We start from the raw sequence: 25,805 nt of genomic DNA, 5'->3' as shown, positions 1-25,805 counted from the left end.
AGCAACTGATGCGCGCGACGAATCAATTCGCCGACGTGACCAGCGGCGTGGTGTACATCCACGCGTCGCCCGCGGCGGTGTGCCCGCATGTCGAGTGGGCGCTGACCTCGACGTTGAACGCGCAGGCCAAGCTCAACTGGACACCACAGCCGGCCATGCCCGGGCAACTGCGTGCGGTGGTCAACTGGGTGGGTCCGGTCGGGACCGGTGCTCGCCTGGCCAGCGCGCTGCGCTCCTGGTCGGTGTTGCGATTCGAGGTCACCGAAGATCCCAGCGCCGGCGTCGATGGGCACCGGTTCAGCCACACCCCTCAATTGGGGCTGTGGAGTGGATCGATGAGCGCCAACGGTGACGTGATGGTCGGCGAGAACCGCCTGCGCACCATGATGGCGGCCGGCGCCGACGCGTTGGCCGCCGAGTTGGAGACGGTGCTGGGCACCGCCTGGGACGAGGCTCTGGAGCCCTTCCGCGACGGCGGCGACGGCGCGGAGGTGTCCTGGCTCAGCCGTGGCGTGGGCTGATTTCTTTGGCGCGAGCAGACATGAAAGCCCCCATTTTGGCTGGAATCCGCCCCGGAAATTTAGGGGCTTTCGCTGGGGGCACCTCCCGCTTGCGGGGGACTGCTCGGCGTCACTTGGGGCGCAGGATCTGCAGCGCGCCCGGCACCGCCGTCACCGTCACCGGCAGCGGGGCGACGAAGTCTCCGTCGGCGTAGGCGTTGATGCCCGGGCATTCCACCCGGATATTGGCCGCCCGCCGGGTGCTCACCTCGTCGAGATCCACGTGGGTGCCCTTGAACACGGTGGGGAACAGCCGGATCAGCTTGGTGCGCGATCCCGAGTGCACCATCGTGACGTCGAGCAGGCCGTCGGCGTGGTCGGCGTGCGGGCAGATCAGCATGCCGCCGCCGTAGCTGCGGGTGTTGCCGAACGCCGCCAACGTCAGTTCGATGGCTATCGGCTCGTCGTCGTCGAAGGTCAGCCGGAACGGCAGCAGCCGCAGCTTGGACATCTCGGCCACCATGGCCAGGTTGTAGCGCATCCGCCCGTGCGGCCAGCGCATCCGGTTGACCCGATCGCTGACCAGTGAGTCGAAGCCGGCCGCCATCACGGTGCCGAACCACGACGGGGCGCCGCCGTCGGGGGTGATGCGGCCCAAATCGACCGTTTCGGTGAATCCGTCGACGACGACATCGGCGGCCGCCTCGGGGTTCCCGGTGGGCAGACCGTATTCGCGGGCGTGATCGTTGCCGGTGCCGGCCGGGATGATTCCCAACGGCACGGCGCCGAGGGCCAGCGCCTGCAGCGCCAACGAGATGACCCCGTCGCCGCCGGCCACCACCACGGCGTCGGTGCCGGCGGCCAGCGCCTCGTCGAGCAGCTGCCGGGCGTGCCGGGGATCGGAGCCGACGATGTGGTTGACGTCCACGCCGCGCTGCTGGAAGCGGGCGAGGGCCCGCTCGGCCGCATGCCGGGCGTTGCCGTGCCCGGCCGCCGGATTGGTCAGCAGCGTGACCCGCCCGATCCGGGTCACGGGATCAGCTTGCCCGGGTTGAGGATGCCGGCCGGATCCAGTGTTGCCTTGACCGCCCGCAGCACCTGCACACCCAGCTCGCCCACCTCGTCGACCATCCAGCGCCGGTGGTCGGCGCCGACGGCGTGGTGGTGGGTGATGGTGCTACCGTTGCGCATGATCGCTTCGCTCGCAGCGGCTTTCGCCGCCAGCCACTGGTCGATCGGGTTGCCGCGCTGCCCGGCGACGACGGTGAAATACAGCGACGCGCCGGTGGGGTAGACGTGCGAGATGTGGCACAGCACCAGTGCCGGCGTGCCACTGTCGGCCAGTGCGGTGGTCAGCGCGTCGGTGACGGCGGCCTTGAGCGTGCCGAGGTTGGACCAGCTGGTGGCGGTCTCCAGCGTTTCGCACAGCGCTCCCGCCGCGAGCAGCGAATCCCGCAGGTACGGCGCGGAGAAGCGGCCGCGTTCCCAGGCCCGTGCCGGTCCCTCGCCCAGCGAGGTGCCGCCGTGGCCGGCCAGCAGCGCCCGGGTTTCGGCATGCCGGCTCTCGGTGTGCTCGGCGGTGCCCTCGAACAGGGTGATCGCCAGGCAGCCGCCGGTGATCTGCTGCTCGCCGATCTGTTCGGTGCTGGCCAGGTTGACGCCGGTCTCAGCCTCGTCGGAGAGCCGGACAACGGTGGGGCCGGTGCCGGTCTGGGTGATCGCCCGCAGCGCGGCGGCGCCGGTGGCGAAGTCCGCGAACGACCACGCCTCATAGCGGGTGGTCGCCGGCACCGGATGCACCCGCACCCGGACCCGGGTGATGACGCCGAACACGCCCTCAGAACCGATCAGCAACTGACGTAGGTCCGGTCCGGCCGCCGACGCCGGCGCCCGCCCCAAATCCAGCACCCCGGCCGGGGTGATCATCCGCAGCCCCCGGACCATGTCGTCGAACCGGCCGTAGCCGGCCGAATCCTGGCCCGAGGACCGGGTGGCCGCAAAACCGCCGAGGGTGGCGAACTGGAAGCTCTGCGGAAAGTGACCGAGTGAGAAACCGCGCTCGCCCAGCAGTCGTTCGGCCGCCGGCCCGGTGACCCCGGCGCCGAACTCCGCCTCGCCGGAGATCTCGTCGAGGCCGAGGAGTTCGTCGAAGCGCCGCAGGTCCAACGAGATGACGGCATTCAACGCGCCGGATTCACCGCGGATCGGGTCGAGCCCACCGACGACGCTGGTACCGCCGCCGAACGGGACCACCGCGATGGCATGCCGGCTGCAGTAGTCCAAGATCTCGGCGATCTGGTCTTCGCCGTCCGGGCCGCCGGGCAGCAGCACCGCGTCAGGCGCATCCTGGGTGCCGGGGCTGTTGCGCCGCAGCAGGTCCAGCGTCGACTTGCCCCCGGCACGCAACAGTCGCCCGCGCTGATCGACACGGCAGAATTCCTCGCCGACGATCGCCGCCAGTGCCCGGCGATCGGTGTCGGCCAGCGCCGATGGCCGCAGCGCCACCTGGTCGGGATCGGCGGCTACGGCGCCGGTGCCCTCGATGCCCAGCGCGGCTTTCAACAGCTGGCGAATGCCATCCGATAGTGGTTTGGCGGCGTCCGGGTCGCCCCAGGCGTTCCACTTCATCGGCGGAGTCAGGACATCCTGGGCATCGGGCGGAGTCATGCGTTACAGTATTACATATGCTGTCAACCAGTAATGATGAGCAGCTTGCCGTGGAGGACCGGATTCTCGACGCCGCCGCGAGTTGTCTGCTGGCGCTGGGTGTGGAGCGGGTGACCTTGGCGGCCATCGCGCGCCGTGCCGGAGTGAGCCGTCCCACGGTGTACCGGCGGTGGCCCGACAGCCGCTCGGTGATCGCCGCGCTGCTGACCGCCCGGGTCACCGACGCCTGGACCGAGGTGACCGTGCCGGGGGCCGGACGTGAGGCGCTGGTCGAGCGGATCGTGGCGGTGGCCGCACGGCTGCGGCGAGACGAGGTGGTGATGCAGGTGCTGCATCACGCACCGGAACTGGCGATGGTCTACATCACCGAGCGGATGGGGGCCAGCCAGCAGCGGCTGATCGACCTGGTGGCGGCCGAACTCGGCACCGCCCAGGTCGGCGGCGGCGTACGGCCGGGGGATCCGCGCGGGCTCGCCGCGATGTGTCTGCTGATCACCCAGTCGGCGATCCAGTCGGCGCAGCTGGTCGCGCCGATCCTCGATGAGGCCGCCCTGGCCGCCGAACTGAGCTACGCCCTCAACCGGTACCTGTCGTGATGCTCGAGACCGCCGCCCTCAACGCCGCTCGCCGCACCCGGGAGCTGACGGCGCTGGCCGACGGCACCGGCGTCGACGTCGTGGTGATCGGTGGCGGTATCACCGGTGCCGGCATCGCACTGGACGCCGCCACCCGCGGCTTGCGGGTGGTGCTGGCCGAGAAGCACGATCTGGCGTTCGGCACCAGCCGATGGAGCTCCAAACTGGTGCACGGCGGGCTGCGGTACCTGGCGACCGGCAACGTGGGCATCGCGCGGCGAAGCGCGATCGAACGCGGAATCCTGATGACCCGCACCGCTCCCCACCTGGTGCGGGCGATGCCGCAACTGGTGCCGCTGCTGCCTTCGATGCGTCGCCGCAACCGGGCCCTGGTGCGCGCCGGGTTCCTCGCCGGCGACGCGCTGCGCCGGCTCGCCGGCACTCCGGCGACGGTTCTGCCACGCTCGCAACGGATCTCACCCGACCAGGTGATCGACCTGTCGCCCACTGTTCGACGCGACGGCCTGGACGGCGGACTGCTGGCCTATGACGGGCAGTTGATCGATGATGCGCGCCTCGTCACGGCGGTCGCTCGCACCGCCGCCCAGCACGGCGCGAGCATCCTCACTTACGTGGCGGCGTCGGAGGCCACCGGCGACTCGGTGCGGCTGACCGATCAGCTGACCGGTGAGTCCTTCGAGGTCGCCGCGCGGGCGGTCATCAACGCGACCGGAGTGTGGGCCGCCGACATCGATCCGGCGCTGCGGCTGCGGCCGAGCCGGGGCACCCACCTGGTCTTCGACGCAGCGGCGTTCGGCAACCCGGCCGCCGCGCTGACGGTACCGATCCCGGGTGAGCTCAACCGCTTCGTGTTCGCCATGCCCGAGCAGCTGGGCCGGGTGTATCTGGGGCTCACCGACGAAGAAGCCCCCGGTCCGGTTCCCGATGTCCCGCAACCGACTTCGGCTGAGGTGTCCTTCCTGCTCGACACCGTCAACACCGCTCTGGGCACCGAGCTGAGCGACGCCGATGTGATCGGCTCCTATGCCGGACTGCGCCCGCTGATCGACACCGGCGAAGGGCGCACCGCCGACGTCTCGCGTAACCACGCCGTCGTCGAATCCGAAGCCGGGGTGCTCAGCGTGATCGGCGGCAAGCTGACCGAGTACCGCTATATGGCGCAAGACGTGCTGGACCGCGCGGTGCGGATCCGCGGGCTGGCTGCCACACCCTGCCGCACCCGGGATCTGCCGCTGGTCGGCGCACCGGGCAATCCGGGCTCGCAGCTGCCGGCGACCGCTGAGCTGCCGGTATCACTGGTGCTGCGCTACGGGGCGGAGGCACCCGGGGTGCTGGCCGCGGCCACCTGCGAGCGGCCAACCGACCCGGTGGCCGAGGGGATCGACGTGATCCGCGCCGAGTTCGAGTACGCGATCACCCACGAAGGGGCGCTGACCGTCGCCGACATCGTGGACCGGCGGACCCGGATCGGGTTGGTCGCCGCGGATCGGGAGCGAGTGGTTCCGGTGGCGCAGGAGTTTCTCGCGGCCGCGGATTGAGGCCGCCGCTCACAGATACCGGCGCACCCGGCTGGTGTATTCGGCGTACTCGCGCCCGTAATGCTCGCGCATGAAGGCTTCTTCTCGCAGCACCTGACGGTGGAACAGCCCGACGCCCGCGACCAGGTAGATCAGCGGAATCCAGCTGGGGAAGACCAGGAACTGGCCGAGCAGCACCAGTGCGAATCCGACGTAGATGGGGTTGCGGCTGATCGCGAACACCCCCGACGTGACCAGCTTGTCCGGTCGATCGGTGTCGATGCCGACGCGGAAGCTGGTGCCGAAGGAGATCAGCGTCAGCAGTACCAGCTCCAGCCCGACGAAGCACAGGGCGACTCCGGCCCAGGCGAGGGCGGCGGAGGTGAAGAACCGGCCGGAGGCTCCCAGCGGCCAGCCGAAGGCGCCGGCGAAGATCACGTAGAAGTAGACCAGCGCGAACGGCGGTATCAGGAAGTCTTTGCGGTCGGTGCTGGCGAAGTGCAGGGCCCGCGTTCCGCTGCGCCGTAGCGCGATGAGACGTCCGGCGACCAGGGCGGGACACAACGCCAGGGCCAGCGCGGCCAGATATTCAGGCATCGGGATCCCTCCGGTTCGGCCCAGCTGCACTCAATTCATCGCACGATGAATTCTCTTGCCGGTCCTGCCGAATGTCAAGGGCGTCGGCCCGAGGTCCGATCCCGCCCCGTCGGAGAGTGGCTGACGCTCTCGGCGATTTCATTAAATCGAGTCTGTATTCAGGCGTGGTGACGGCGCGAGGTCCCGATCGGTAGGCGCAAGCATCGATTCGGCCAATGATGATCAAATATGTTGATATACAACAAATAAGGACCATCCAGAGGGAACAGTCGAGAGGATTGCCGTAGGCGCTTTCGCGGAACCCTTGCGGGCCGCGGGGGAATACTGTTTAATCTCAATTCAACACATGAACCACGTCACATTGTGGCAGCGGCACTACTGACCGACGGCTGGGGGGACTGGCTTGTACTCTCCGAATCCTGCGACGCGTACCCCGTTGGGGTGGGCGAGGCCAGGCTGCGCCGAGGTGCGGTGTCGTGATGCGTAGCGCCGTGGACGTGGGCAAGCCGGTGCGTGCACTCGGCGATTTCTTCGCGATGACGCTCGACACGGTGACCCAGATATTCCGGCCGCCGTTCGCGTGGCGTGAGTTCTTGCTGCAGTCGTGGTTCGTCGCGCGTGTCTCACTGGTGCCCACCATGGTGTTGTCCATCCCGTTCACCGTGCTGGCGGTTTTCATGTTCAACATCTTGTTGAGTGAGATCGGGGCGGCGGACTTCTCCGGTACCGGTGCCGCGCTGAGTGCGGTACTCCAGATCGGACCGGTGGTCACGGTTTTGGTGGTCGCCGGCGCGGGCGCCACCGCGATGTGCGCGGACCTGGGGGCGCGCACCATCCGGGAGGAACTCGACGCACTACGTGTCATGGGTATCGACCCGATTCAGGCGCTGGTGGTCCCTCGGGTCCTGGCCGCCACCCTGGTCGCCCTGCTGTTGTCCCCGCTCGTGGTTTTGGTGGGGCTGTCCGGCGGCTTCGTCTTCTCGGTGTACTTTCAGCACGTCACGCCCGGTGCGTTCGTCGCAGGCCTGACATTGATCACCGGTCTCAGCGATGTCGTCGTCTGCCTGGTCAAGGCCACGTTGTTCGGCCTCACCGCCGGCCTGATCGCCTGTTACAAGGGCACTTCGGTCGGCGGCGGCCCTGCCGGCGTGGGCAATGCGGTGAATGAGACGGTGGTGTTCTCGTTCATGGCGCTGTTCGTCATCAATACCGTGGTGACCGCCATCGGGTTCCGGGTGACGCCGTGAACCGCGCGGCAGGCACCGGGGCCCTCGACTTCGGCCGAACCGTTGGTCGGTGGGTGTCCGCCTGGGACCGTCTCGGCGCTCAGATCCAATTCCACGTCAAGACACTGACTTCGGTCCGCGAGGTCTTCCTGTATTACCGGGTCGAGTTGGTGCGGCAGGTGGCACAGATGAGCCTGGGTGTGGGCGCCCTTGCGATGATCGGTGGCACCGTCGCGGTGGTCGGCATCCTCACGCTGTCCACCGGAGCCCTCATCGCGGCGCAGGGCTTCAGCCAGCTGGGACAGATCGGGGTGGAAGCCCTGACCGGATTCGCCTCGGCCTACTTCAACGTGCGGATCCTCGCACCACTGACCGCCGAATTCGCTTTGGCGGCAACGATCGGCGCCGGCGCCACGGCACAACTCGGGGCGATGCGAATCAATGAAGAGATCGACGCCCTCGAGGTCATCGGGGTCCGCGCCATCGCATACCTGGCTTCCACCCGGGTGCTGGCCGGACTCATCGTGGTCATCCCCTTCTACTGCGTGGCCGTGCTGATGACCTTCTTCTCCGCGCGTTTCGGCACAACGGTGATCTACGGTCAGTCCTCCGGCGTCTACGACCACTACTTTCATACGTTCTTGAATCGAACGGACTTGATCTGGTCGTTCATTCAGGTCGCGATCGCCAGCATCACGATCATGATCATTCACACCTACTACGGATTCACCGCCTCGGGCGGCCCGGCCGGAGTCGGTGAGGCCGTGGGCCGGGCCACCCGCGCCTCGGTGCTGGCGGCGGTTCTGGTCACGGTCGCGATCACATTGGCCGTCTACGGTCAATCCGGCAACTTCCACCTGGCGGGATAGCGATGCCGGCCAGGAGAACCGAATCGTGGATCCACCCCCGGTGGTGGGCGCTGATCTTCATCGTCTTCGTCGTTTTGGCGGCGTGGCTGGTGGGGCAGTGCTTCAACAGATCGTTCCAAAGCCATGTCCCGGTGACGATGATCTCCGACCGCGCGGGTTTGGTCATGGAGACCGGCGCTCAGGTGAAGATGCGCGGAGTGCAGGTCGGCCGTGTCGGCCAGATCGTCGGTGGCACACAGCCGGTCAGCCTGAAACTCGAATTCGACCCGCGGCTCATCCATCGCATCCCGAGCAACGTCGGGGTTCGGATCTCGGCCACCACCGCCTTCGGTGCGAAGTTCGTCGAGCTGGTCGATCCGGAACGTCCCAGCCCGGTGCCGCTGACGGCCAGCTCGGTACTCAAGTCGGCAAACGTCACGACCGAGGTCAACACCGTCTTCCAGAATCTGGTCGGCGTGATCAAACAGGTCGACCCGGTCGAACTGAACGCGGTGCTGTCCGCCGTTGCCGACGGCGTGGGCGGACAGGGGCAGCGGATCGGCCATGCCACCACCGGGGCGCATGAGACATTGGTCGCGCTCAACGCCCGCAGCCAGACCGTCCACGGGGACTGGCGAGCGTTGAAGGGCTTCTCTGACACCTACAACGCTGCGGCAGAAGACATCTTGAGAACGCTGTCCGCCGCCAGCACCACCAGCGCGACGATCGCAGACAACGCGGCAGACCTGGATGACCTGCTGCTCAACCTGGTCGGATTCGCGCACAGCGGCATCGATCTGATCGGGCCGAACCGGGACAACCTGGTCCGGTCGGTCAATGCCCTTGAACCCACCACCAGCCTGTTGCTCAAGTACGACCCGCAACTGACCTGCACACTGCTCGGGGCCAAGGCGGCGCTGGACGACTACGGGCTGGCCGACTACATGGGCGGCGCGAACGGCTCATCTCTGATCGTCGATGTCGCTCTGCTGCTCGGTGACGAGATCTACCGATACCCCGACAACCTACCGATCACCGCAGCCAAGGGCGGCCCGGGAGGCAAGCCGGGATGCGGCTCGCTCCCCGATGTCGCCAAGAACTTCCCGGTCCGCCATCTTGTCACCAACACCGGCTGGGGAACCGGCCTCGACCTGCGCCCCAACCCCGGCATCGGGCAGCACTGCTACGCCGACTGGTTCCGCGTCACCCGCGCGGTGCCCCTGCCTCCGGCAGTCCGGCAGTGCCTGCCTGGGCCGGCGGTGGGTCCGCAGCCCGAACTGGGGTTCGGCACGCCCCCGTACGGGGCGCCGCAGTACGGGCCCGGCGGGGTGCCGCTGTTCCCCGGCGTGCCCCCGGCTCCGCCCCCGGAACCCTGATCCGAGAACCCGTCGTCATGGACCAACGAGACAGCTGGAAAGGGCACGATCGCCGTGAAAGCTAACTTGAGGCACACCGTGTGGCGCCTCGGCGCCTTCCTGATCGTCACCATGCTGGGAATGTTCGCGCTGCTGACCATATTCGGCCAGTTCCGGTTCGACTCCGCGCGCAACTACACGGCGGAATTCACCGACGTGACCGGACTGGCCAACGGAAACTTCGTGCGGATCGCCGGGGTTGAGGTCGGCAAGGTCAAACGTATTGCGCTGAAAGACAACGGGAACGTCGAGGTGGCATTCAGCGCGGACGACTCCGTGGTCTTGACCGAGGGCAGCAGGGCGGCGATCCGTTGGGGCGACGTGATCGGCGGGCGCTACCTGTCCATCGAGGAAGGGACGGGCGGAACGAGGACGCTGGCGCCGGGTGGCAACATCCCCGTCGACCGCACCGAGCCGGCACTGGACCTCGACGTGCTGATCGGAGGTTTCCGTCCGCTGTTTCGCGCGCTGGACCCCGACCAGGTCAACGCGTTGGCAGGTCAGTTGATCGCGGCCTTCCAGGGCCAGGGCGTCACCATCGGATCCTTTCTGAACCAGACCGCGGCGCTGACGAACACGCTGGCCGACCGCGACCTGCTGATCGGCCAGGTCATCGGCAACCTGAACACCGTGCTCGGATCGTTGGGTGATCGCAGCGATCAATTCGCGACGGCGGTCGAGTCTCTGTCCGGACTGATGAAGGGACTGGCGGACCGCAAACAAGACATCAGCAACGGTGTCGCCTACGTCAATGCGGCGACGGCCTCGATCGCCGATCTGCTTGCGCAGGCCCGACCGCCCCTGCAGAAAGCGGTGCTGGAGACCGATCGCACCGCATCGACCGTGCTCGCCGACCAGCGCTACGTCGACCACGTGCTCGAGAATCTGCCCACCGCACTACGCATCCTGAATCGTCAAGCGCTCTACGGCGATTACTTCACCTTCTACTTCTGCGAGGTGGCGCTCAAGCTCAACGGCAAGGGCGGGCAGCCGATGTATGTCAAGGTCGCCGAGCAGACCTCGGGGAGGTGCACGCCGAAGTGAGAGCCTTCCGGGAACGCAACCTCACCACGATCGGGATCATCGGATCGGTGCTCACCGCCGCGGTCACCCTCGGTGCGTGGTACTACGACGAGCTTCCGGTGATCTCGGCGGGGAAGTCCTACTCGGCGTATTTCGCCGAGGCCGGCGGCCTGACCCCCGGCGCCGAAGTCCAGGTTGCGGGTATGCGGGTCGGCAGCGTCAACAGCGTCACCCTGGACGGCGACCGGGTATTGGTGAAGTTCAAAGTCGCCGACGACGTGCGGCTCGGCGATCGGACCGAGGCGGCGGTCAAGACCAAGAGCCTGCTGGGCACCAAGATGCTGGGCATCACTCCGCGTGGCGACGGACGGTTGTCCCAGACCATCCCACTGGACCGCACCACTCCGGCCTACCAGCTGCCGGATGCGCTGGGAGATCTGACGGCGGCCATCAGCGGGCTCGACACCGAGCAGCTGTCCGATTCACTGCGAGTGCTGGCCCAGACGTTCCACGACACCCCGCCGGACCTCAAGGTCGCCACCGCAGGGGTGGCGCGGCTGTCTAGCGTCCTGAACAAACGGGACACCCAGCTGCGGAATCTGCTGTCCAATGCGCGCAATGTGACCGGCGTATTGGCCGAACGCAGTGACCAGATCGTTCGCCTGGTCCATGACACCAACGACCTGCTGGGCCAGCTCAACAGCGAGAGCGCCGCGTTGGATCAGATCTCCGGCAACATCTCCCGAGTCAGCAAACAGCTCACCGGGTTTGTGGAGGACAACACCCAGTCCCTCAGGCCGGCGCTGGAGAAGCTGAATGGGGTGCTGGCCACCGTCGAGAATCGGAAAGCGGAGGTGCAGGAGTACCTGAAGCGGCTCAGCTGGTACGTCATCGGGCTGGGGGAGTCCCTGTCGTCGGGACCGTTCTTCAAGGCCTACGTCGCCAATCTGGTTCCGGGACAGTTCATCCAGCCCTACATCGACTCCGCGTTCTCCGACCTGGGCCTCGACCCGAACGTACTGCTGCCATCCGAGCTGACCGACCCGCAGACCGGCCAGCCGGGCACGCCGCCGTTGCCGGTGCCCTATCCGCGCACCGGCCAGGGCGGGCCGCCCCGGGTGTACCTCCCGGATGCCATCACCGGAAACCCCGGTGATCAGCCGTGCGTTCTGCCCGGCACCGGCTGTTACCCCTATCGGGAGCCGCCGCCGGCGCCGGCACCGGGAGGGCCACCGCCCGGCCCGCCGGCGCAGTCGCCGCCCGGTCAGCAGTCCACGGCCGAACCCACCCCGAGACCGGTGTTCGTTCCGGCGCCGGATGAAGTACCCGCATCCGCACCGGGAGAGGGCCGATGATGACGTCCCGAAAACTCCGCATCGGATTGGCCGCCGTCCTGGTGGCTGTGCTGGCAGCCGGGGTGTACACGCTGGGCGCGTCGAGCAGCCGGTTCGGGCGGACACACGTGACCGCATACTTCGAGAACAGCAACGGAATCTTCGTCGGCGACGACGTCCGCATCCTCGGCGTCCGGGTCGGCCGCATCGACAGCATCGAAGCCCAACCCGACCGGGTGAAGGTCCGCTTCTGGTTCGACGACAAGTACCGGGTTCCGGCCGACGCCAAGGCGGCGGTCCTGTCACCGTCGCTGGTCACCGCGCGTGCGATTCAGCTGACCCCGGTCTATGCCGGTGGCCCGGTTCTGCCGGACGACGCGGTGATCCCTCGTGAGCGCACCGCTGTCCCAGTGGAGTGGGACGACTTTCGGGACCAGCTGCGCAACCTCACCGAGATGCTGCAGCCGACCGAGGCCGGGGGAGTGAGCACCTTGGGGCAGGCCGTCCAGACCGCGGCCGACAACCTCCGCGGTGAGGGCGCCAACATTCGCACCGCCATCATCGAGGTGTCCCAGGCGATCTCCGCGCTGGGCGATCACAGTGGCGACATCTTCAGCACCGTGAAGAATCTGTCGATCCTGGTCTCGGCGCTTCGCGACAGCGACACCGTACTGCGGAAGCTGAACCAGAATCTGGCATCGGCCACCGCGGCACTGGCCAACAACCCCAACGAGGTGGCCAACGCGATCAGCGACCTCAACAGCGCGGTGAAGCAGGTCAAGACGTTTGTCGCAGACAACCGCGAGACACTGGGCACCACCTCGGACAAGTTGGCGTCGGTGTCGCAGACGCTGGTGGGCAGCCTCGACGATCTCAAACAGACTCTGCACGTGTTACCCACCGCAGCACAGAATTTCGTCAACATCTACCAACCCGCCCAAGGCACGCTGACCGGTGCGCTGTCGACCAACAACCTCAGCGATCCGCTGTCATTCGTGTGCGGCGCGATACAGGCCGCATCGCGCCAGAACGCGGAGCAGTCGGCGAAACTGTGTGTGCAGTACCTGGCGCCGATCGTCAAGAACCGCCAGTACAACTTCTTCCCGCTGGGCGAGAACCTGTTCGTCGGGGCCAGCGCGCGCCCCAACGAGGTCACCTACAGCGAGGACTGGCTGCGGCCGGACCACGTCCCCGAACTACCGGATCCCGCGCCGCAGGATGCCGCCGCGCTGCCGCCCGGAGTGACCGAAGCGCCGATTGCGCAGCCGACGGATCCGCAAGCCGGTCTGTCCGGCCTGATGATGCCGAATGGAGCGGGATCATGAGCCGGTGGCACCGACGGGTGGCTTCGACGGTGGTCGGGTGCATCGCCGTTGTCGCACTGTCGGGTTGCGGGTGGCGAGGGCTCAACTCGCTGCCGATGCCCGGCACCGAGGGAAGAGCCCCCGGCGCCTTCACGATTCGGGCGCAACTGCCTGAGGTCAACAGGCTCGAGCCCAACTCGCGGGTGCGTGTCGGTGACGTCACCGTGGGCAGCGTGACCAAGATCGAGCGGCAGGGCTGGCATGCGTTGTTGACGATGCGGCTCAACCCCGACGTCGACCTGCCGGCCAACGCCACCGTCGCACTGGGCCAGACCAGCCTGCTGGGTTCACTGCATATCGAGTTAGCGGCTCCCACCGATGTCACACCGGAGGGAAAGCTGCGCGAGGGTGCGCTGATACCTCTTTCCGCCGCGGTCAGTTACCCGACAACGGACCAGACACTGGCCGCTGTCTCGATGCTGCTCAACGGGGGTGGCATCGGCCGGATCCAGGAGATCACCCGGGCGTTCAGCACCGCCTTCGCCGGGCGCGAAAAGGACCTGCGCGGCCTGATCGCCCAGCTCGACGAGTTCATCGCCCATGCCAACGAGCAGAGCGACGACATCATCGCGGCGACCGACAGCCTGAACAATCTGGCCGGCAAGTTCGCCGAACAGAAGCCGGTGGTCGACGAGGCGCTCGAGACCCTTCCCAGAGCGCTGGCGGTGCTCAGAGACGAACGCCGACAACTGGCCGATGCCGCCGACCGGCTCGGCAAGTTCGGCGCGCTGGCCGCCGAGACGACGAACCAGACCAAGCGGGCGTTGGTCCAAGAACTCAAAGACATCGGCCCGGTACTGGAATCACTGGCCAACTCCGGTCCGGCGCTGACCCGGTCGCTGGGCTTGTACCCGACATATCCGTTCGCCACCGAGACCATCCCCAACTGGTTCCGCGGCGACGCCGCCAACCTCACCGCCGTGATCGATTTGACCCTGAGCCGGCTGGACGCGTCGTTCTTCACCGGCACGAAATGGGAGTGCGACCTCACCGAGCTGGAAATGCAGTGGGGCCGAACCATCGGCCAGTTCCCGAGCCCCTGCACCGCCGGCGGCCCCTTCAATCCGGGCAACCCGCTGGTGATTCCCTACCACTTCGATCAGGGGCCCTGACATGTTGAACAGACGCATCATGGCCCAGTTGGCCGTGTTCATCGCGATCAGTCTGATCGGCGGCTCGATCATGGCTTTCCGATACATGGAGCTGCCCAACCTGCTGCTGGGGGTCGGACGCTACGAAGTGACCGTGCAACTGCCCACCACAGGTGGGCTGTACAAGAACAGCAACGTCACCTACCGCGGCGTCGAAGTCGGCCGCGTCGAGAACGTCGCCATGACCGACATCGGAGTCTCCGCGTTGTTGTCCCTGAAATCCGGTGTCCGGATTCCGGCCGACCTCGACGCACAGGTGCACAGCCAAAGCGCGATCGGCGAACAGTATGTGACGCTGGTGCCCCGCAGCGGCACCGGCCCGCTGCTCAAGGACGGCGACGTCATCCCGGTCGAGCGAACGTCGCTGCCCCCGGATATCAACGAGTTGTTGGACGCCACGAACCGGGGATTGCAGGCGATCCCCGGCAACGATCTGCGCACCGCCGTCGGTGAGGCGAAGATCGCGGTCGGCGGCCTGGGCCCGGAGCTCTCCCGGTTCGTCAAGGCGTCGACCAGACTGGCCATCGACGCCCGCGAGAATCTCGAGTCGCTGACCACCCTGATCGACCAGACCACACCGCTGCTCAACACACAGATCGACACCGCCGACTCCATCCAGCGGTGGGCCGCCAACCTGGCCGGCGTCACCGAGCAACTGCGCGCCCAGGACGACGCGGCCGCCGACCTGATCAAGAACGGTTCATCCGGGGTCGACCAGGCACGCCAACTGTTCGACCGGCTCCAACCGACCCTGCCGATCGTGCTGGCCAACCTGGTCAGCGTCGGTGACGTCGCAGTGGCGTACCAGCCCAATCTCGAACAGGTCCTGGTGTTGATCCCGCCGTTGACGGAGATCCTGCAGGGTGCCGGCCTGGCCAACCGCAACACCAAACAGGGCTACCGCGGCGCGTATCTGAGCTTCAACTTGAACGTCAACTTGCCACCCCCGTGTCTGACCGGATATCTCCCGGCCCGGCAGGCGCGCGCGGCCAGTCTGGAGGATTTCCCGGATCGGCCGGAGGGCGAACTGTACTGCCGGATTCCGCAGGATGCCATGTTCAACGTCCGCGGAGCGCGGAACCTGCCCTGCGCGACGCGGCCCGGCAAGCGGGCGCCGACGGTGAAAATGTGTGAGAGCGACGAAGAATACGTGCCGCTCAACGACGGCTGGAACTGGAAGGGCGATCCCAACGCCACCATCACCGGCCAAGACATTCCGCAACTGCCGCCCGGGACGCTCAGCAGCCCGACCCCGCCACCCGCCCCAACGCCGGCTATTGCGGCCGCCGAATACAACCCAGCCACCGGAAGCTACATCGGCCCGGACGGGCAGGTGTACACCCAGACCGATCTGTCCCGAACCGCGAACAAGGAGCAGACATGGCAGTCGATGATGATGCCCCCGAACGCCCGATGAACGAGCCGGCGCCCGCGTCGGCACGTCTGCGGGATGCGGCGGTGTTCGTAGCGGTGGCGGTCCTGGCGTTCGGGGGGCTGGCCGGCTGGCTGGGTTTCCGGACGTACCAGTCGCACCGGGCCGAGGTGCAGCGCGAGCAGTTCCTGCGCGCGGCACAGCAGGGTGCGCTGAACCTCACCACCATCGACCACGAGCATGCCGAGGCCGATGTGCAGCGCGTGCTGGATTCCGCGACCGGAACGTTCTACGAGGATTTCAACAACCGGTCGCGGCCCTTCATCGAGATAGTCAAGACGGCACAGGCGAAATCGGTCGGAACCGTCACCGAGGCAGGCATCGAGGCGCAGACCGCCGACGAAGCGCAAGTGCTCGTCGCGGTCAGCGTCAACACCACCAACGCCGGCGCCGCAGAGCAACTCCCGCGGGCATGGCGGATGCGGATCTCGGTGACCCGGGTCGACGGCCAGGAAAAGGTCTCCAATGTCGCATTCGTCCCATGACCGATCCCGGGCGAACGAAATCGACCACAGCGCAAGGAAGTGATCACAGGTGACAGTTCTGGCCAATCTCAGGCCCGCAGCAGACGAGGCCGAACCCGAGGATGCGGCTGTTCCCGGTGACAGCGCCGACGAGGGTGCCGGCACCCGACGTCGTCGGCTGCCGCGGCCGACGTTCGTCTACGGACTGTCGGCTCTGCTCGTGCTGGCCCCGGCCATGGGCGCGTCGGTGTTGAAGTACTGGGACTCGACCGCTCGCAGCTCCCAGATCGCGCGCACCGAATCTGTCGAAGCCGCAAAAGAGTCCGTCGTCGCGATGCTGTCCTATCAACCCGAGAACGTAGAGAGCCAGTTGGCGGCGGCACAAGAACGGCTGACCGGCGAATTCCGGGACTCTTACGCAGGCTTGACGCGTGATGTCGTCATTCCGGGAGCGCAACAGAAACGCATTTCGACGGTGGCCAACGTCCCCGCGGCAGCATCGGTGTCGGCCACGCCCGACCACGCCGTGGTGCTGGTCTTCGTCAATCAGTCCGCGATCGTCGGCAGCGACGCCCCCACCGACACCGCCTCCAGCATCCGCGTGACGCTGGACAAGATCGACGGCCGCTGGCTCATCTCCGGCTTCGACCCCATCTGATCCGGTGGCGACCATGGGCTGCTTCGCGAAACTCGAACGACCGGGCAGGGCGCTCACCGCGATCGCGTCGGCTTGCGGACTGCTGTCCGGAATCGCACTGACGAGCCTCGCCCCGTGCTCGCGTGCCGATGTCGAACCCGACAAGAAACTGGCCTATCTGATCGGAGTGACGATGCGGCCGGGATATGACTTCGCCGACGCCGAGGCGGCCCTGGACTACGGGTATGGCATCTGCGGAAAGGTCTCCCGCGACATCGGCTACGCACAGCTGATCACCGAAGTGCAGGGCGACTTCCACACCTCCGACGACTACCACGCGTCCTATCTGATCTCGCAGGCCGTCAACGAACTCTGCCCCGAGCTGATCTGGCAGCTGCGGAACTCGGCGGCGCACCACCGGCCGCCTGGCCCGAGATCCCCCTAACCGGAGAGCAGTCCTGAGGAGAAGAAGGGAGCGGTATGAAGTTTCAGCTGCTGACGCTGTCGGCTCTGGGAGCCGTGCTCACCGGGGTGCTGGCGGCACCGGCCGGGTACGCCGATAACGACAACAACACCCTGATCCCGAACAACAAGCGGCTCAATGACGGAGTGGTCGCCAACGTCTACACCATGCAGCATCAGGCCGGCTGCACCAATGACATCAGAATCGACCCACAATTGCAGCGCGCCGCCCAATGGCACACCGACGACCTGCTGGGCCATCGGGAGCTGACCGGGGACATCGGATCAGACGGATCCACCCCACAGGGGCGCGCCGGTGCGGCCGGGTTCCGCGGCGCGGTGGCCCAGACCGTGGCCATCCACCCCGCGCTGGCGATCAGTGGTATCGAACTGATCAACAAGTGGTACTACGATCCCGTCTCCTTCGACATCATGTCGAACTGCGCCAACACCCAGATCGGTGTCTGGTCGGCGAACAGCGCGGATCGCACCGTGGTGGTGGCCGTCTACGGGCAGCCGCAGGACCCGATCGATATGAGTCAGCGGGGAACTCACCCGGTGCCGATCGGGCCGAGCCCGGACTACGACGCCAGTGACGAGATCGAGTTCGGCAACAACTGGTGGGCCAGGATCCTGCGGGGAATCTTCCCACCGCCGGCGTACCCGGCGAACTAGGGGAGCGCCAGATCTGGTCGACCGCATCGAATCGGACTGTCCAACAACGAAATTGATGCCGGTAAGGAACCGTCTCGAGCCAGCTATTGAATTCAGATTAAAAAATGAGTACCGTCGAACCGGGCGGCACGCAGCTGCCCCGAACAGGGAAAAACATGATGCACCAAACCTTCTCCGACCCCAGCTTGAGGTCGAGGCGATTCTCGACAGGAAGCCCCATGAACCTGCTGCGCGGCATTCTCGTGGTGATACTCGGGCTCTGCCTGTGGAACGCGGCCCCGGCACGTGCGGATTCGGTCGAGTATCTGATGGTTCCCTCCGCGGCGATGGGCCGTGACATCCCGGTCGCCTTCGCGCCCGGCGGGCCGCATGCGGCAGTGCTCCTCGACGCCTTCAATGCAGCGCCCGAGACCAGCAACTGGGTGACGCTCGGTGATGCCATGAACGCCTTTGCGGGCAAGGGCATAGCGGTGGTGGCGCCGGCCGGCGGGGCCTGGAGCCTGTATACGGACTGGGAGCAGGACGGCAGCCGTCAGTGGGAGCGTTTTCTTTCCCAAGAGCTCCCGGACTGGCTGGCCGCGAACAAGGGGCTGGCGCCGGGCGGGCACGGGATCGTCGGTGCCGCGCAGGGCGGAACCGGCGCCCTGACCATGGCCACCTTTCATCCCGACCGCTACCGCTACGCGGGTTCGCTGTCGGGGTTCTTGACGCCGTCGAAGACCAGCCTCGTCGGCGCTCTCGGTGCGGGGCTGGCGCGCTACGGCGATGTGGACACCCAGAACATGTGGGGGCCGGCGCAATTCGGACGGTGGAAGTGGCATGACCCCGACGTCCATGTGGCGACCCTGGTGGCCAACAAGACCCGCGTGTGGGTGTACAGCCCGTCGAGCCCGGGGTGCGCCGATCCCGCCGCGATGATCGGCTACTGCGATCAGGCGCATGGCAGCAACCTCGCCTTCTATCGCCACTTCCGGGCCGTCGGCGGCGACAACGGGCATTTCGACTTCCAGGAGGGCGGCAATCACGATTGGCCGACCTGGGGCCGGCAGTTGAAGGCCATGTCAGGTGATCTGGCCGCCGCCATCAGATAGTCCCGTGCGATGCCCGAGCACAAGCCACCCGAACAGATGAGGAGCCGCAGATGAGACCTTCCGCATTGGTCGCAGGGGTCGGGATGATCCCGTTCACCACCCCGCGCAACACCGACACCTACGACGTGATGGGGGAGCAGGCGACCCGGGCGGCGCTGGCCGACGCCGGGCTGTCCTACGAGTCGGTGCAGCAGGCCTATGTCGGCTACGTGTACGGGGACTCGACCTCCGGCCAAGCCGCGCTCTACCGAATCGGGGCCAGCGGGATTCCGGTGGTCAACGTCAACAACAATTGCGCCACGGGCTCCTCGGCGCTGTTCTTGGCGCGCCAGGCGATCGAACACGGTATCGCCGACGTGGTGCTGGCCCTGGGCTTCGAACAGATGCAACGGGGCGCGCTGGGGATGTCCTATACCGACCGGCCGACGCCGTTCGACAGCTTCGGTGCGGTGGTCCACGCGATCCAGGGCGACAGCGACGCTCCGTTCGCCGCCCAGTATTTCGGCGGCGCCGGCCGCGAATACTGCGAGCGATACGGGATGGATCCAGCGGTATTCGCCCAGATCGCCGTCAAGGCCCGGGTGCATGCGGCGAACAATCCCTACGCGGTATTCCGGGATCCGGTCACGGCAGAAGAAGTCCTCGCCTCACCGGTGATCTACGGGCCCCTGACGCGGCTGCAGTGCTGCCCACCCACCTGCGGCGCGGCCGCAGCCGTTCTGGTCAGCGAAAGCTACGCGCGCAAACACGGGCTGAATCCCGGCGTCGCCGTGCGGGCGCAGGCCATGACCACCGATTCGGCGTCCACATTCGAGGATCGCTCGATGATGAAGATCGTCGGCTCCGACATGTCCAGGGCTGCCGCACAGCAGGTGTACGAGGCAGCCGGCGTCGGCCCCGAGGACATCGCGGTCGTGGAACTGCATGACTGCTTCACCACCAACGAGTTGCTCACCTACGAGGCACTGGGACTGACCCCCGAGGGCACCGCCGAGAAGTTCATCGCCGACGGTGACAACACCTACGGAGGCCGTGTCGTCACCAACCCGTCCGGAGGACTGCTGTCCAAAGGACACCCGCTGGGCGCCACCGGACTCGCGCAATGCGCCGAACTGGTCTGGCAACTTCGCGAAACCGCCGGCGCACGGCAGGTCGACGGCGTGCGGCTGGCACTGCAGCACAACATCGGACTCGGCGGCGCAGCCGTCGTCACGCTCTACGAGAAGGTGGGCTGACCATGGCCATCGATCCCTCCGTGATCGGCACCGAACTGCCGCTCACCAGGCTTGTCGTCGACGCCGGCCGGCTGAAATTCTTCGCCAAGGCCATCGGTGAGACCGATCCCGTCTACACCGATGAGCAGAGGGCGAAAGACGCCGGCTACCCCGCGCTTCCGGCACCGCCCACGTTCCTGTTCTCCATCGAGCTGGAGCGCCCCGATCCCTTCGACTGGGTCAGCGGACTCGGCATCGACCTGCGCCACGTACTGCACGGCGAGCAGCGCTTCACCTACCACGGCCAGTTGTACGCCGGCGACGAAGTGGTCGCTGCGCCGAAGATCGTCGACGCCTACAGCAAGAAGGGTGGTGCGCTGGGCTTCGTCGTCAAGGAGACCACCGTGACACGCGGCGACGAACTCGTCGCCGAGCTCAGATCAGTTCTGGTCGTCCGGAATCCGGAGGCAGCGAAATGACGAACACCCTTGCCGCACAGGTGGGAACCGAACTCCCGCCGCTTCGTCCCGGAGTTGTCACCCGCACCACACTGGCGCTGTTCGCCGGCGCCTCCGGGGACCACAATCCGATACATATCGACATCGACGTGGCCAAATCCGCCGGACTGCACGACGTCTTCGCCCACGGCATGCTGTCGATGGCCTACCTGGGTCGGCTGCTGACCGATTGGGTCCGCCCCGAGGCGATCCGTTCCTACGGCGTGCGATTCGCCGCCATAACACCGGTCAACGCCGAGCCGACGGCCCGGGGCCGGATCGTGTCGATCGACACCGTGGACGGCGAGCAGCAGGCCACTCTCGAGCTCTCGGTCACCCTGGCCGACGGCACCGTCACGCTGGCCGGCGACGCCGTCGTGGCGCTCTGACTCACACCCACGCGAAAGGACATCATGGGAAATCTGGAAGGCAAAGTGGCCATCGTGACCGGAGCCGGTCGAGGAATCGGGAGCCACATCGCGCTGAAACTGGCGGCCGAGGGTGCCGCGGTCGTCGTCAACGACCTCGATGAGGGGCCGGCCGGAGAAACAGCGCAGGCCATCGTCAGTGCCGGAGGCAGGGCCGTGCCGGTGGCCGGCAACGTCACCGAGGACGACTTCGCCCAACGATTCGTCGATGCCGCGGTGGACAATTACGGCGGGCTGGACATCATCGTCAACAACGCCGGCTACACCTGGGATTCGGTCATCCAGAAGATGAGCGACGAACAGTGGGACGCCATCGTGGATGTGCACCTGAAGGCACCCTTCCGCATCCTGCGGGCGGCGCAACCGGTCATCTCGGGGCTGGCCAAAGCCGCGAAAGCCGCCGGCGAGGCGGTCCCGTGCCGCAAGGTCGTCAACATCTCCTCGGTCGCGGGACTGGGCGGAAACCCCGGGCAGGCCAACTACGCGGCCGCCAAGGCCGGTGTGACGGGTCTGACCAAGACGCTGGCCAAGGAGTGGGGCCGCTACAACGTCACGGTCAACACGGTTGCCTTCGGCCTCATCCAGACCCGGCTCACCAGCACCGCCGGCGATGCGGACGGCAGCATCGACATCGAGGGCCGCGAGATCAAGGTCGGCGTCAACCCGGACCTGCTCGCGCAGATGGAGATGTCGATCCCCTTGGGGCGCAGTGGCAGTCCCGACGATGCAGCCGGCGCGGTGTACCTGATGTGTACGCCGGAGTCCGACTACATCAGCGGGCAGACCGTGGTCTGTGCCGGTGGCTTCAACATCTGAGCAGGTCGCCACCTCGATTCAGCAGGGGATCGGCACCGTCACACTGCACCGCCCGGAGCGGCTGAACGCGCTCACCTGGACCTTCATGGACCAGATCCGCGCCGCGATCGAGGAACTGTGCACCCGCGGCGACGTCCGGGCACTGGTGATCACCGGAGCCGGCCGCGGGTTCTGCGCCGGCTACGACCTGGTCGAGCTCGACGCCGGCGGCGGCAACCTAGCGGTCTCGGTACCGGCCGGCATCGCCGAAAGCCTCAACCCGTTGTGCGAAGCGATCGCCGACGCGCCCCTCCCGGTGGTGGCCGCGGTCAACGGCCCCTGTGCCGGTGGCGGGCTGGGGCTGGCGCTGCTCGCCGATATCACGATCGCGGCCGAGTCGGCGTACTTCATGGTGCCGCAGGTGAGTTCGCTCGGAGTGGTGCCCGACGCCGGCGCCACGTGGACGCTGCCGCGCGCCCTGGGCCGGGCCAGAGCTCTCGGCATGTCGCTGACGGGCGCCCGGATCAGCGCGGCTCGAGCCGAAGACTGGGGTCTGATCTGGCAATCGGTCCCCGATGAGGAGTTGATGCCCCGCGCCTGCGCGCTCGCCGAGGAACTGGCCCGGCGGACACCCCTGGTGGTGGCGACCCGAAAGCTGATCGATGGGTCCGCCCGGTGCGGTCTCGGTGAACAACTGGCCGCTGAGAACCGCGAACAGGAGATCGCGTTGCGCACCGAGACCGTCGCCGACAACATCCGGGGGTTCGCTACCAGGCGTAACCGCGATCCCCATTCGGCGGCACCGACCGTGCGGGGCTGATCGGCAACTTTGTGCCATGGGCCAAAGTATCGTCCGGCTGTCCACAGCTTGCACAGATACCGAAAAATACTCGGCCAGAACGCTATTCCATGATCTAGCGTTCCAGGTAAAGGCCTTCGTCACAATCGTGACCAGGGGCAGCGCCGGCCGGGAGGACGGAAAGTGTATGTGACGCAGGGACTGCACCGTGGGCTGCAGCAGACGCCCGATGCGACCATGATCATCGGCGACGGCAGAGAACTGACATTTCATGATGTGGCCCGGCGGGTGGGGCGGCTGGCCGGCGGCCTGCGTGAGCTGGGGGTGCGTGCGGGTGACCGGGTCGCGATGCTGTCGCTGAACTCGCACCGCTATCACGAGTATCTACTGGCCGTACCGTGGGCAGACGGGGTGCTCAACCCGCTGAACATCCGCTGGAGTCCGGGCGAGATCAGCTACGCCCTCACGGATTCCGCCACCAACGTGCTGTTCATCGATCGGGCCCACCGGGAGATGCTCGCTGAGATCCGGGCGGCCTGCCCGCACCTGGCGACGGTGATCTACTGCGGCGATGATGCCGCCCCCGAGGGAACGATGCCCTATGAGCAGCTGATCAACGACGCTGCGGGCGTCCCGGATGTCCGGCGCGGTGGTGATCAGCTGGCCGGCGTCTTCTACACCGGTGGTACCACCGGTGAACCCAAGGGCGTGATGCTCTCACACGCGGCGATCATGACATCGTGGCTCGGCGCCGCGGCGTCCGGTTACATGTTCCGATCACGACAGCTCAGCCGCAGCCTGCATGCGGCCCCGATGTTCCACCTAGCGGGATTGACCGCATGGGGAGTCACCACCCTGCTGGGCGCCACCCACGTGATCGTGCCCCGGTTCGAGGTGACGGCCGTACTGTCGGCCGTAGCATCCCACCGCGTGACCGACGCCGGGCTGGTGCCGACCATGGTCCAGGCGATCGTCGACCACCCGGACCTGCGCTCCTACGATCTGTCCAGCCTGCGAGGGATCTTCTACGGGGGATCATCGATTCCCAAGGCATTGCTGGAGCGCGCGGCATCCGCCCTGCCGCAGGTGGCGTTCACCCAGGCCTACGGAATGACCGAACTCGCACCCATCGCGACGTTGCTCGGGCCGGAGGACCACGCCTCGGAGAAGCTCCTTCCGTCCGCCGGCCGGGCAGCGCTCAACTGTGAGATTCGGATCGTCGACGAAGCGGGCGAGCAAGTGCCGCAGGGCAGTGTCGGCGAGATCGTCGTTCGCGGCGGCAATGTCATGCTCGGCTATTGGAACAAGCCCGAGGCGACCGCGGCCACCATCCGGGACGGCTGGCTGCACACCGGTGACGGCGGCCGGATGGATGAAGACGGCTACCTATTCGTCGTCGACCGGATAAAGGACATGATCGTCACCGGCGGCGAGAACGTGTACTCGGTAGAGGTGGAGAACGCGGTCGCCCGCAATCCTGCGGTCGCCCAGTGCGCCGTGATCGGTGTCCCGGATACGCAATGGGGCGAACGCGTACACGCCGTCGTCGTCCTGCAACCCGGTGCCTCTGCCACCGGTGCGGATATCCGGGCAGACTCCAAGCGCTACATCGCCGGCTACAAGGCCCCGCGAAGTGTGGATTTCGTTGAAGCGCTGCCGACCTCCGCGGCAGGCAAGGTGCTCAAACGAGAACTGCGCAGGCAATACCGTGCGGAACCCGCCTGCCGGGTCCGGTGAGGACTAGGGCGATCCAGCCGGCGATTCACCTTGGGCCGAAGAAGGTTTCGTCGGCAGCTGATGCTCCAGGGGTAGCATCTCGTCGCCGAACGTGTCGATGAACAGCAGTGCCACCTCCACGTCCAGCCGCCGCTTGTCCAACGGGTGACCGATCAGCTCCTCGATGCGCCGCAGCCGGTAGAGCACGGTGTTTCGGTGCATGAACAGCCGTTCGCTGGCCCGACGGGTGTTGCCGCCCTCCTGTAGGAAGACCCGCAGGGTCTCCCGCAGCTGTGCCGCGGCGGTGGTCCGGGCGGCGAGCTCGCCCAGAGTTCGGATGACGAACCGCCGCGCCTCCTGGTAATCACCGGCGAGCAACGCGACGGTGGCGACATCCGCATGCAGGGTGACCCGCGGCGGGGACGGCATGTGGGAGGCGACGTCGCGGGCCCGCAGCGCCTGGTCGTGACTGATCCGGAAGGCGTCCTCGCCCTGCACGGTCTGGCCCGCCGCGACCAGGACGTCGTTGTCGCGTGGCCCGCCGGAGCAGTCTGCGAGGCGGTCGACATCCAGGTCACCGGCGATCCACGCCCAGACCGTGCAGGTACCGGCCGGAAGCATCAGCATGCGTGTCACGCCCGCCGCCGAGGCGATAGCGGTCAGGAATGTCTCAAGGGTCGCGAGCTGTTGGTCCACTTCGCCCTGCGTCGGCATCCATGCCACCAGCGCGGTCTGGGGTGCACGCAGATCATGACCCAATTGACGGCTGGCATGGTCGATCGGAATGCGATCGCCTCGCAGCAACCGGCCGACGAGTGCGCTCCGGCGCGCCGCCTCACCACGCAGCCACCGCTCCCGCTCCCGCTCATAGTCGGCGACCAGCTGAGCTACCACGCGATCGAGATAGACGTTGAGTTCGTCGAAGCTGCGGTGCAGCGCACCGACGAAAACCTCTTGGTCGCTGATTTGTTCTGCCAGCGCATCCATCCAGAGGCGAGAGAACAGGGTCTGCCCCACCCGGTAGGCCTGAATCAGGGATTCCAGCGGCAGTTGCCGGCGGACGACGGCGGCGGCGAACGCGGTGACCTCGGGCCGGATCGGCACGTCCTCGGCGGCGGTCTCGGCACGGAACACCGACAGCATCGCGGCGACGTTGCCCTGGGCGCTGGCCTCGACCTCCCGCACCAGGTCGTCGTCCTCGAAGAACTCGGGGACCGATCCGGCGAGCTGTTTGGACAGGTTCACCGTCACGTCGTCGATGCGGGCGAGCAGGCCGGACGCGCACGCGATGATCGCCTCGTTCGCGGTGAGCCGGTTGACCATCGGAGTCACCTTACCGGCCAATGGTGGCCTGACG

The 25,805-nt window shown here is 67.0% G+C and carries 26 protein-coding genes; 22 read left to right on the top strand and 4 right to left on the bottom strand.

Features of this window, described 5'->3' with window-relative positions:
* The first annotated feature begins 8 nt into the window (after positions 1-8).
* Positions 9-521 (top strand): DUF3145 domain-containing protein, encoded by a 513-nt coding sequence (locus tag ACAG20_RS01180; protein WP_112685545.1) that lies wholly within the window; start codon positions 9-11, stop codon positions 519-521.
* Between the two features lie 109 nt (positions 522-630).
* Here the strand turns inward: ACAG20_RS01180 and ACAG20_RS01175 are convergent, their stop codons facing one another.
* Complete coding sequence (locus ACAG20_RS01175; protein WP_370491409.1) at positions 631-1,524, bottom strand: diacylglycerol kinase; 894 nt, start codon at positions 1,522-1,524, stop codon at positions 631-633.
* Between the two features lie 5 nt (positions 1,525-1,529).
* Positions 1,530-3,128: an FAD-binding oxidoreductase gene (locus tag ACAG20_RS01170; protein WP_370491408.1), complete on the bottom strand. Its 1,599-nt coding sequence runs from the start codon at positions 3,126-3,128 to the stop codon at positions 1,530-1,532.
* Positions 3,129-3,184: 56 nt separating this feature from the next.
* Here ACAG20_RS01170 and ACAG20_RS01165 point away from each other — a divergent pair, with 56 nt between their 5' ends.
* Together ACAG20_RS01165 and ACAG20_RS01160 are read left to right on the top strand one after the other, a co-directional pair.
* Positions 3,185-3,763, top strand: a complete 579-nt coding sequence (locus ACAG20_RS01165) for a TetR/AcrR family transcriptional regulator (RefSeq protein WP_370491224.1) — start codon at positions 3,185-3,187, stop codon at positions 3,761-3,763.
* Complete coding sequence (locus ACAG20_RS01160; protein WP_370491407.1) at positions 3,763-5,301, top strand: glycerol-3-phosphate dehydrogenase/oxidase; 1,539 nt, start codon at positions 3,763-3,765, stop codon at positions 5,299-5,301. The genes ACAG20_RS01165 and ACAG20_RS01160 overlap by 1 nt, the downstream gene beginning before the upstream one ends.
* Positions 5,302-5,310: 9 nt before the next feature.
* Here ACAG20_RS01160 and ACAG20_RS01155 read toward each other — a convergent pair whose 3' ends face one another.
* A complete protein-coding gene (locus ACAG20_RS01155) occupies positions 5,311-5,877 on the bottom strand; it encodes an isoprenylcysteine carboxylmethyltransferase family protein (RefSeq protein ID WP_370491223.1) in 567 nt (188 codons plus the stop codon).
* A 479-nt stretch (positions 5,878-6,356) separates the two neighbouring features.
* On the opposite strand from ACAG20_RS01155, the gene ACAG20_RS01150 reads away from it, so the two are divergent.
* The 19 genes from ACAG20_RS01150 (at position 6,357) to ACAG20_RS01060 (ending at position 24,469) form a co-directional block, all read left to right on the top strand.
* Positions 6,357-7,124: an MlaE family ABC transporter permease gene (locus ACAG20_RS01150; RefSeq protein WP_370491222.1), complete on the top strand. Its 768-nt coding sequence runs from the start codon at positions 6,357-6,359 to the stop codon at positions 7,122-7,124.
* Positions 7,121-7,972, top strand: coding sequence for an ABC transporter permease (locus ACAG20_RS01145; protein ID WP_370491221.1), 852 nt, complete (start codon positions 7,121-7,123; stop codon positions 7,970-7,972). The genes ACAG20_RS01150 and ACAG20_RS01145 overlap by 4 nt, the downstream gene beginning before the upstream one ends.
* Positions 7,973-7,974: 2 nt before the next feature.
* Entirely contained in the window at positions 7,975-9,327 is a 1,353-nt protein-coding gene (locus ACAG20_RS01140) for an MCE family protein (protein WP_370491220.1), read from the top strand.
* A gap of 54 nt (positions 9,328-9,381) precedes the next feature.
* Entirely contained in the window at positions 9,382-10,410 is a 1,029-nt protein-coding gene (locus ACAG20_RS01135) for an MCE family protein (RefSeq protein ID WP_370491219.1), read from the top strand.
* Entirely contained in the window at positions 10,407-11,744 is a 1,338-nt protein-coding gene (locus ACAG20_RS01130) for an MCE family protein (protein WP_370491218.1), read from the top strand. The genes ACAG20_RS01135 and ACAG20_RS01130 overlap by 4 nt, the downstream gene beginning before the upstream one ends.
* Positions 11,744-13,048, top strand: coding sequence for an MCE family protein (locus ACAG20_RS01125; RefSeq protein WP_370491406.1), 1,305 nt, complete (start codon positions 11,744-11,746; stop codon positions 13,046-13,048). Before ACAG20_RS01130 ends, ACAG20_RS01125 begins: the two co-directional genes overlap by 1 nt.
* Positions 13,045-14,199, top strand: coding sequence for a virulence factor Mce family protein (locus ACAG20_RS01120; RefSeq protein ID WP_370491217.1), 1,155 nt, complete (start codon positions 13,045-13,047; stop codon positions 14,197-14,199). The genes ACAG20_RS01125 and ACAG20_RS01120 overlap by 4 nt, the downstream gene beginning before the upstream one ends.
* A 1-nt stretch (position 14,200) precedes the next feature.
* On the top strand, positions 14,201-15,655 hold the full coding sequence (locus tag ACAG20_RS01115; protein ID WP_370491216.1) for an MCE family protein: 1,455 nt from the start codon (positions 14,201-14,203) through the stop codon (positions 15,653-15,655).
* Complete coding sequence (locus ACAG20_RS01110) at positions 15,619-16,155, top strand: Mce protein (protein ID WP_370491215.1); 537 nt, start codon at positions 15,619-15,621, stop codon at positions 16,153-16,155. The genes ACAG20_RS01115 and ACAG20_RS01110 overlap by 37 nt, the downstream gene beginning before the upstream one ends.
* 49 nt (positions 16,156-16,204) lie before the next feature.
* Positions 16,205-16,792, top strand: a complete 588-nt coding sequence (locus ACAG20_RS01105; RefSeq protein WP_370491214.1) for a hypothetical protein — start codon at positions 16,205-16,207, stop codon at positions 16,790-16,792.
* 13 nt (positions 16,793-16,805) lie between these two features.
* Entirely contained in the window at positions 16,806-17,216 is a 411-nt protein-coding gene (locus ACAG20_RS01100; protein ID WP_370491213.1) for a DUF732 domain-containing protein, read from the top strand.
* A 35-nt stretch (positions 17,217-17,251) separates the two neighbouring features.
* Positions 17,252-17,908, top strand: a complete 657-nt coding sequence (locus ACAG20_RS01095; RefSeq protein WP_370491212.1) for a CAP domain-containing protein — start codon at positions 17,252-17,254, stop codon at positions 17,906-17,908.
* 218 nt (positions 17,909-18,126) lie between these two features.
* Positions 18,127-18,999, top strand: a complete 873-nt coding sequence (locus ACAG20_RS01090) for an alpha/beta hydrolase-fold protein (RefSeq protein WP_370491211.1) — start codon at positions 18,127-18,129, stop codon at positions 18,997-18,999.
* A 50-nt stretch (positions 19,000-19,049) separates the two neighbouring features.
* Positions 19,050-20,234: a lipid-transfer protein gene (locus ACAG20_RS01085; protein ID WP_370491210.1), complete on the top strand. Its 1,185-nt coding sequence runs from the start codon at positions 19,050-19,052 to the stop codon at positions 20,232-20,234.
* Positions 20,235-20,236: 2 nt separating this feature from the next.
* Positions 20,237-20,692, top strand: a complete 456-nt coding sequence (locus tag ACAG20_RS01080) for a MaoC family dehydratase N-terminal domain-containing protein (RefSeq protein WP_370491209.1) — start codon at positions 20,237-20,239, stop codon at positions 20,690-20,692.
* The gene (locus ACAG20_RS01075; protein ID WP_370491208.1) at positions 20,689-21,099 is read left to right on the top strand and encodes a MaoC/PaaZ C-terminal domain-containing protein; all 411 of its coding nucleotides are present in this window, start codon (positions 20,689-20,691) and stop codon (positions 21,097-21,099) included. Before ACAG20_RS01080 ends, ACAG20_RS01075 begins: the two co-directional genes overlap by 4 nt.
* A 24-nt stretch (positions 21,100-21,123) precedes the next feature.
* Positions 21,124-21,954: an SDR family NAD(P)-dependent oxidoreductase gene (locus ACAG20_RS01070; protein ID WP_370491207.1), complete on the top strand. Its 831-nt coding sequence runs from the start codon at positions 21,124-21,126 to the stop codon at positions 21,952-21,954.
* Complete coding sequence (locus ACAG20_RS01065) at positions 21,938-22,753, top strand: enoyl-CoA hydratase/isomerase family protein (RefSeq protein WP_370491206.1); 816 nt, start codon at positions 21,938-21,940, stop codon at positions 22,751-22,753. The genes ACAG20_RS01070 and ACAG20_RS01065 overlap by 17 nt, the downstream gene beginning before the upstream one ends.
* Before the next feature lie 162 nt (positions 22,754-22,915).
* Positions 22,916-24,469, top strand: a complete 1,554-nt coding sequence (locus tag ACAG20_RS01060) for a long-chain-fatty-acid--CoA ligase (protein WP_370491205.1) — start codon at positions 22,916-22,918, stop codon at positions 24,467-24,469.
* 3 nt (positions 24,470-24,472) lie between these two features.
* On the opposite strand, the gene ACAG20_RS01055 is transcribed toward ACAG20_RS01060, so the two are convergent.
* Positions 24,473-25,771, bottom strand: a complete 1,299-nt coding sequence (locus ACAG20_RS01055) for a PucR family transcriptional regulator (RefSeq protein WP_370491204.1) — start codon at positions 25,769-25,771, stop codon at positions 24,473-24,475.
* Positions 25,772-25,805 lie beyond the last annotated feature (34 nt).

Origin of the sequence: Mycobacterium sp. pW045 (assembly GCF_041287085.1) — a bacterium.
GTDB classification, from domain to species: domain Bacteria; phylum Actinomycetota; class Actinomycetes; order Mycobacteriales; family Mycobacteriaceae; genus Mycobacterium; species Mycobacterium algericum_A.
The sequence above is the reverse complement of the archived record's forward strand: the minus strand, read 5'-3'. Positions and strand labels throughout refer to the sequence as shown.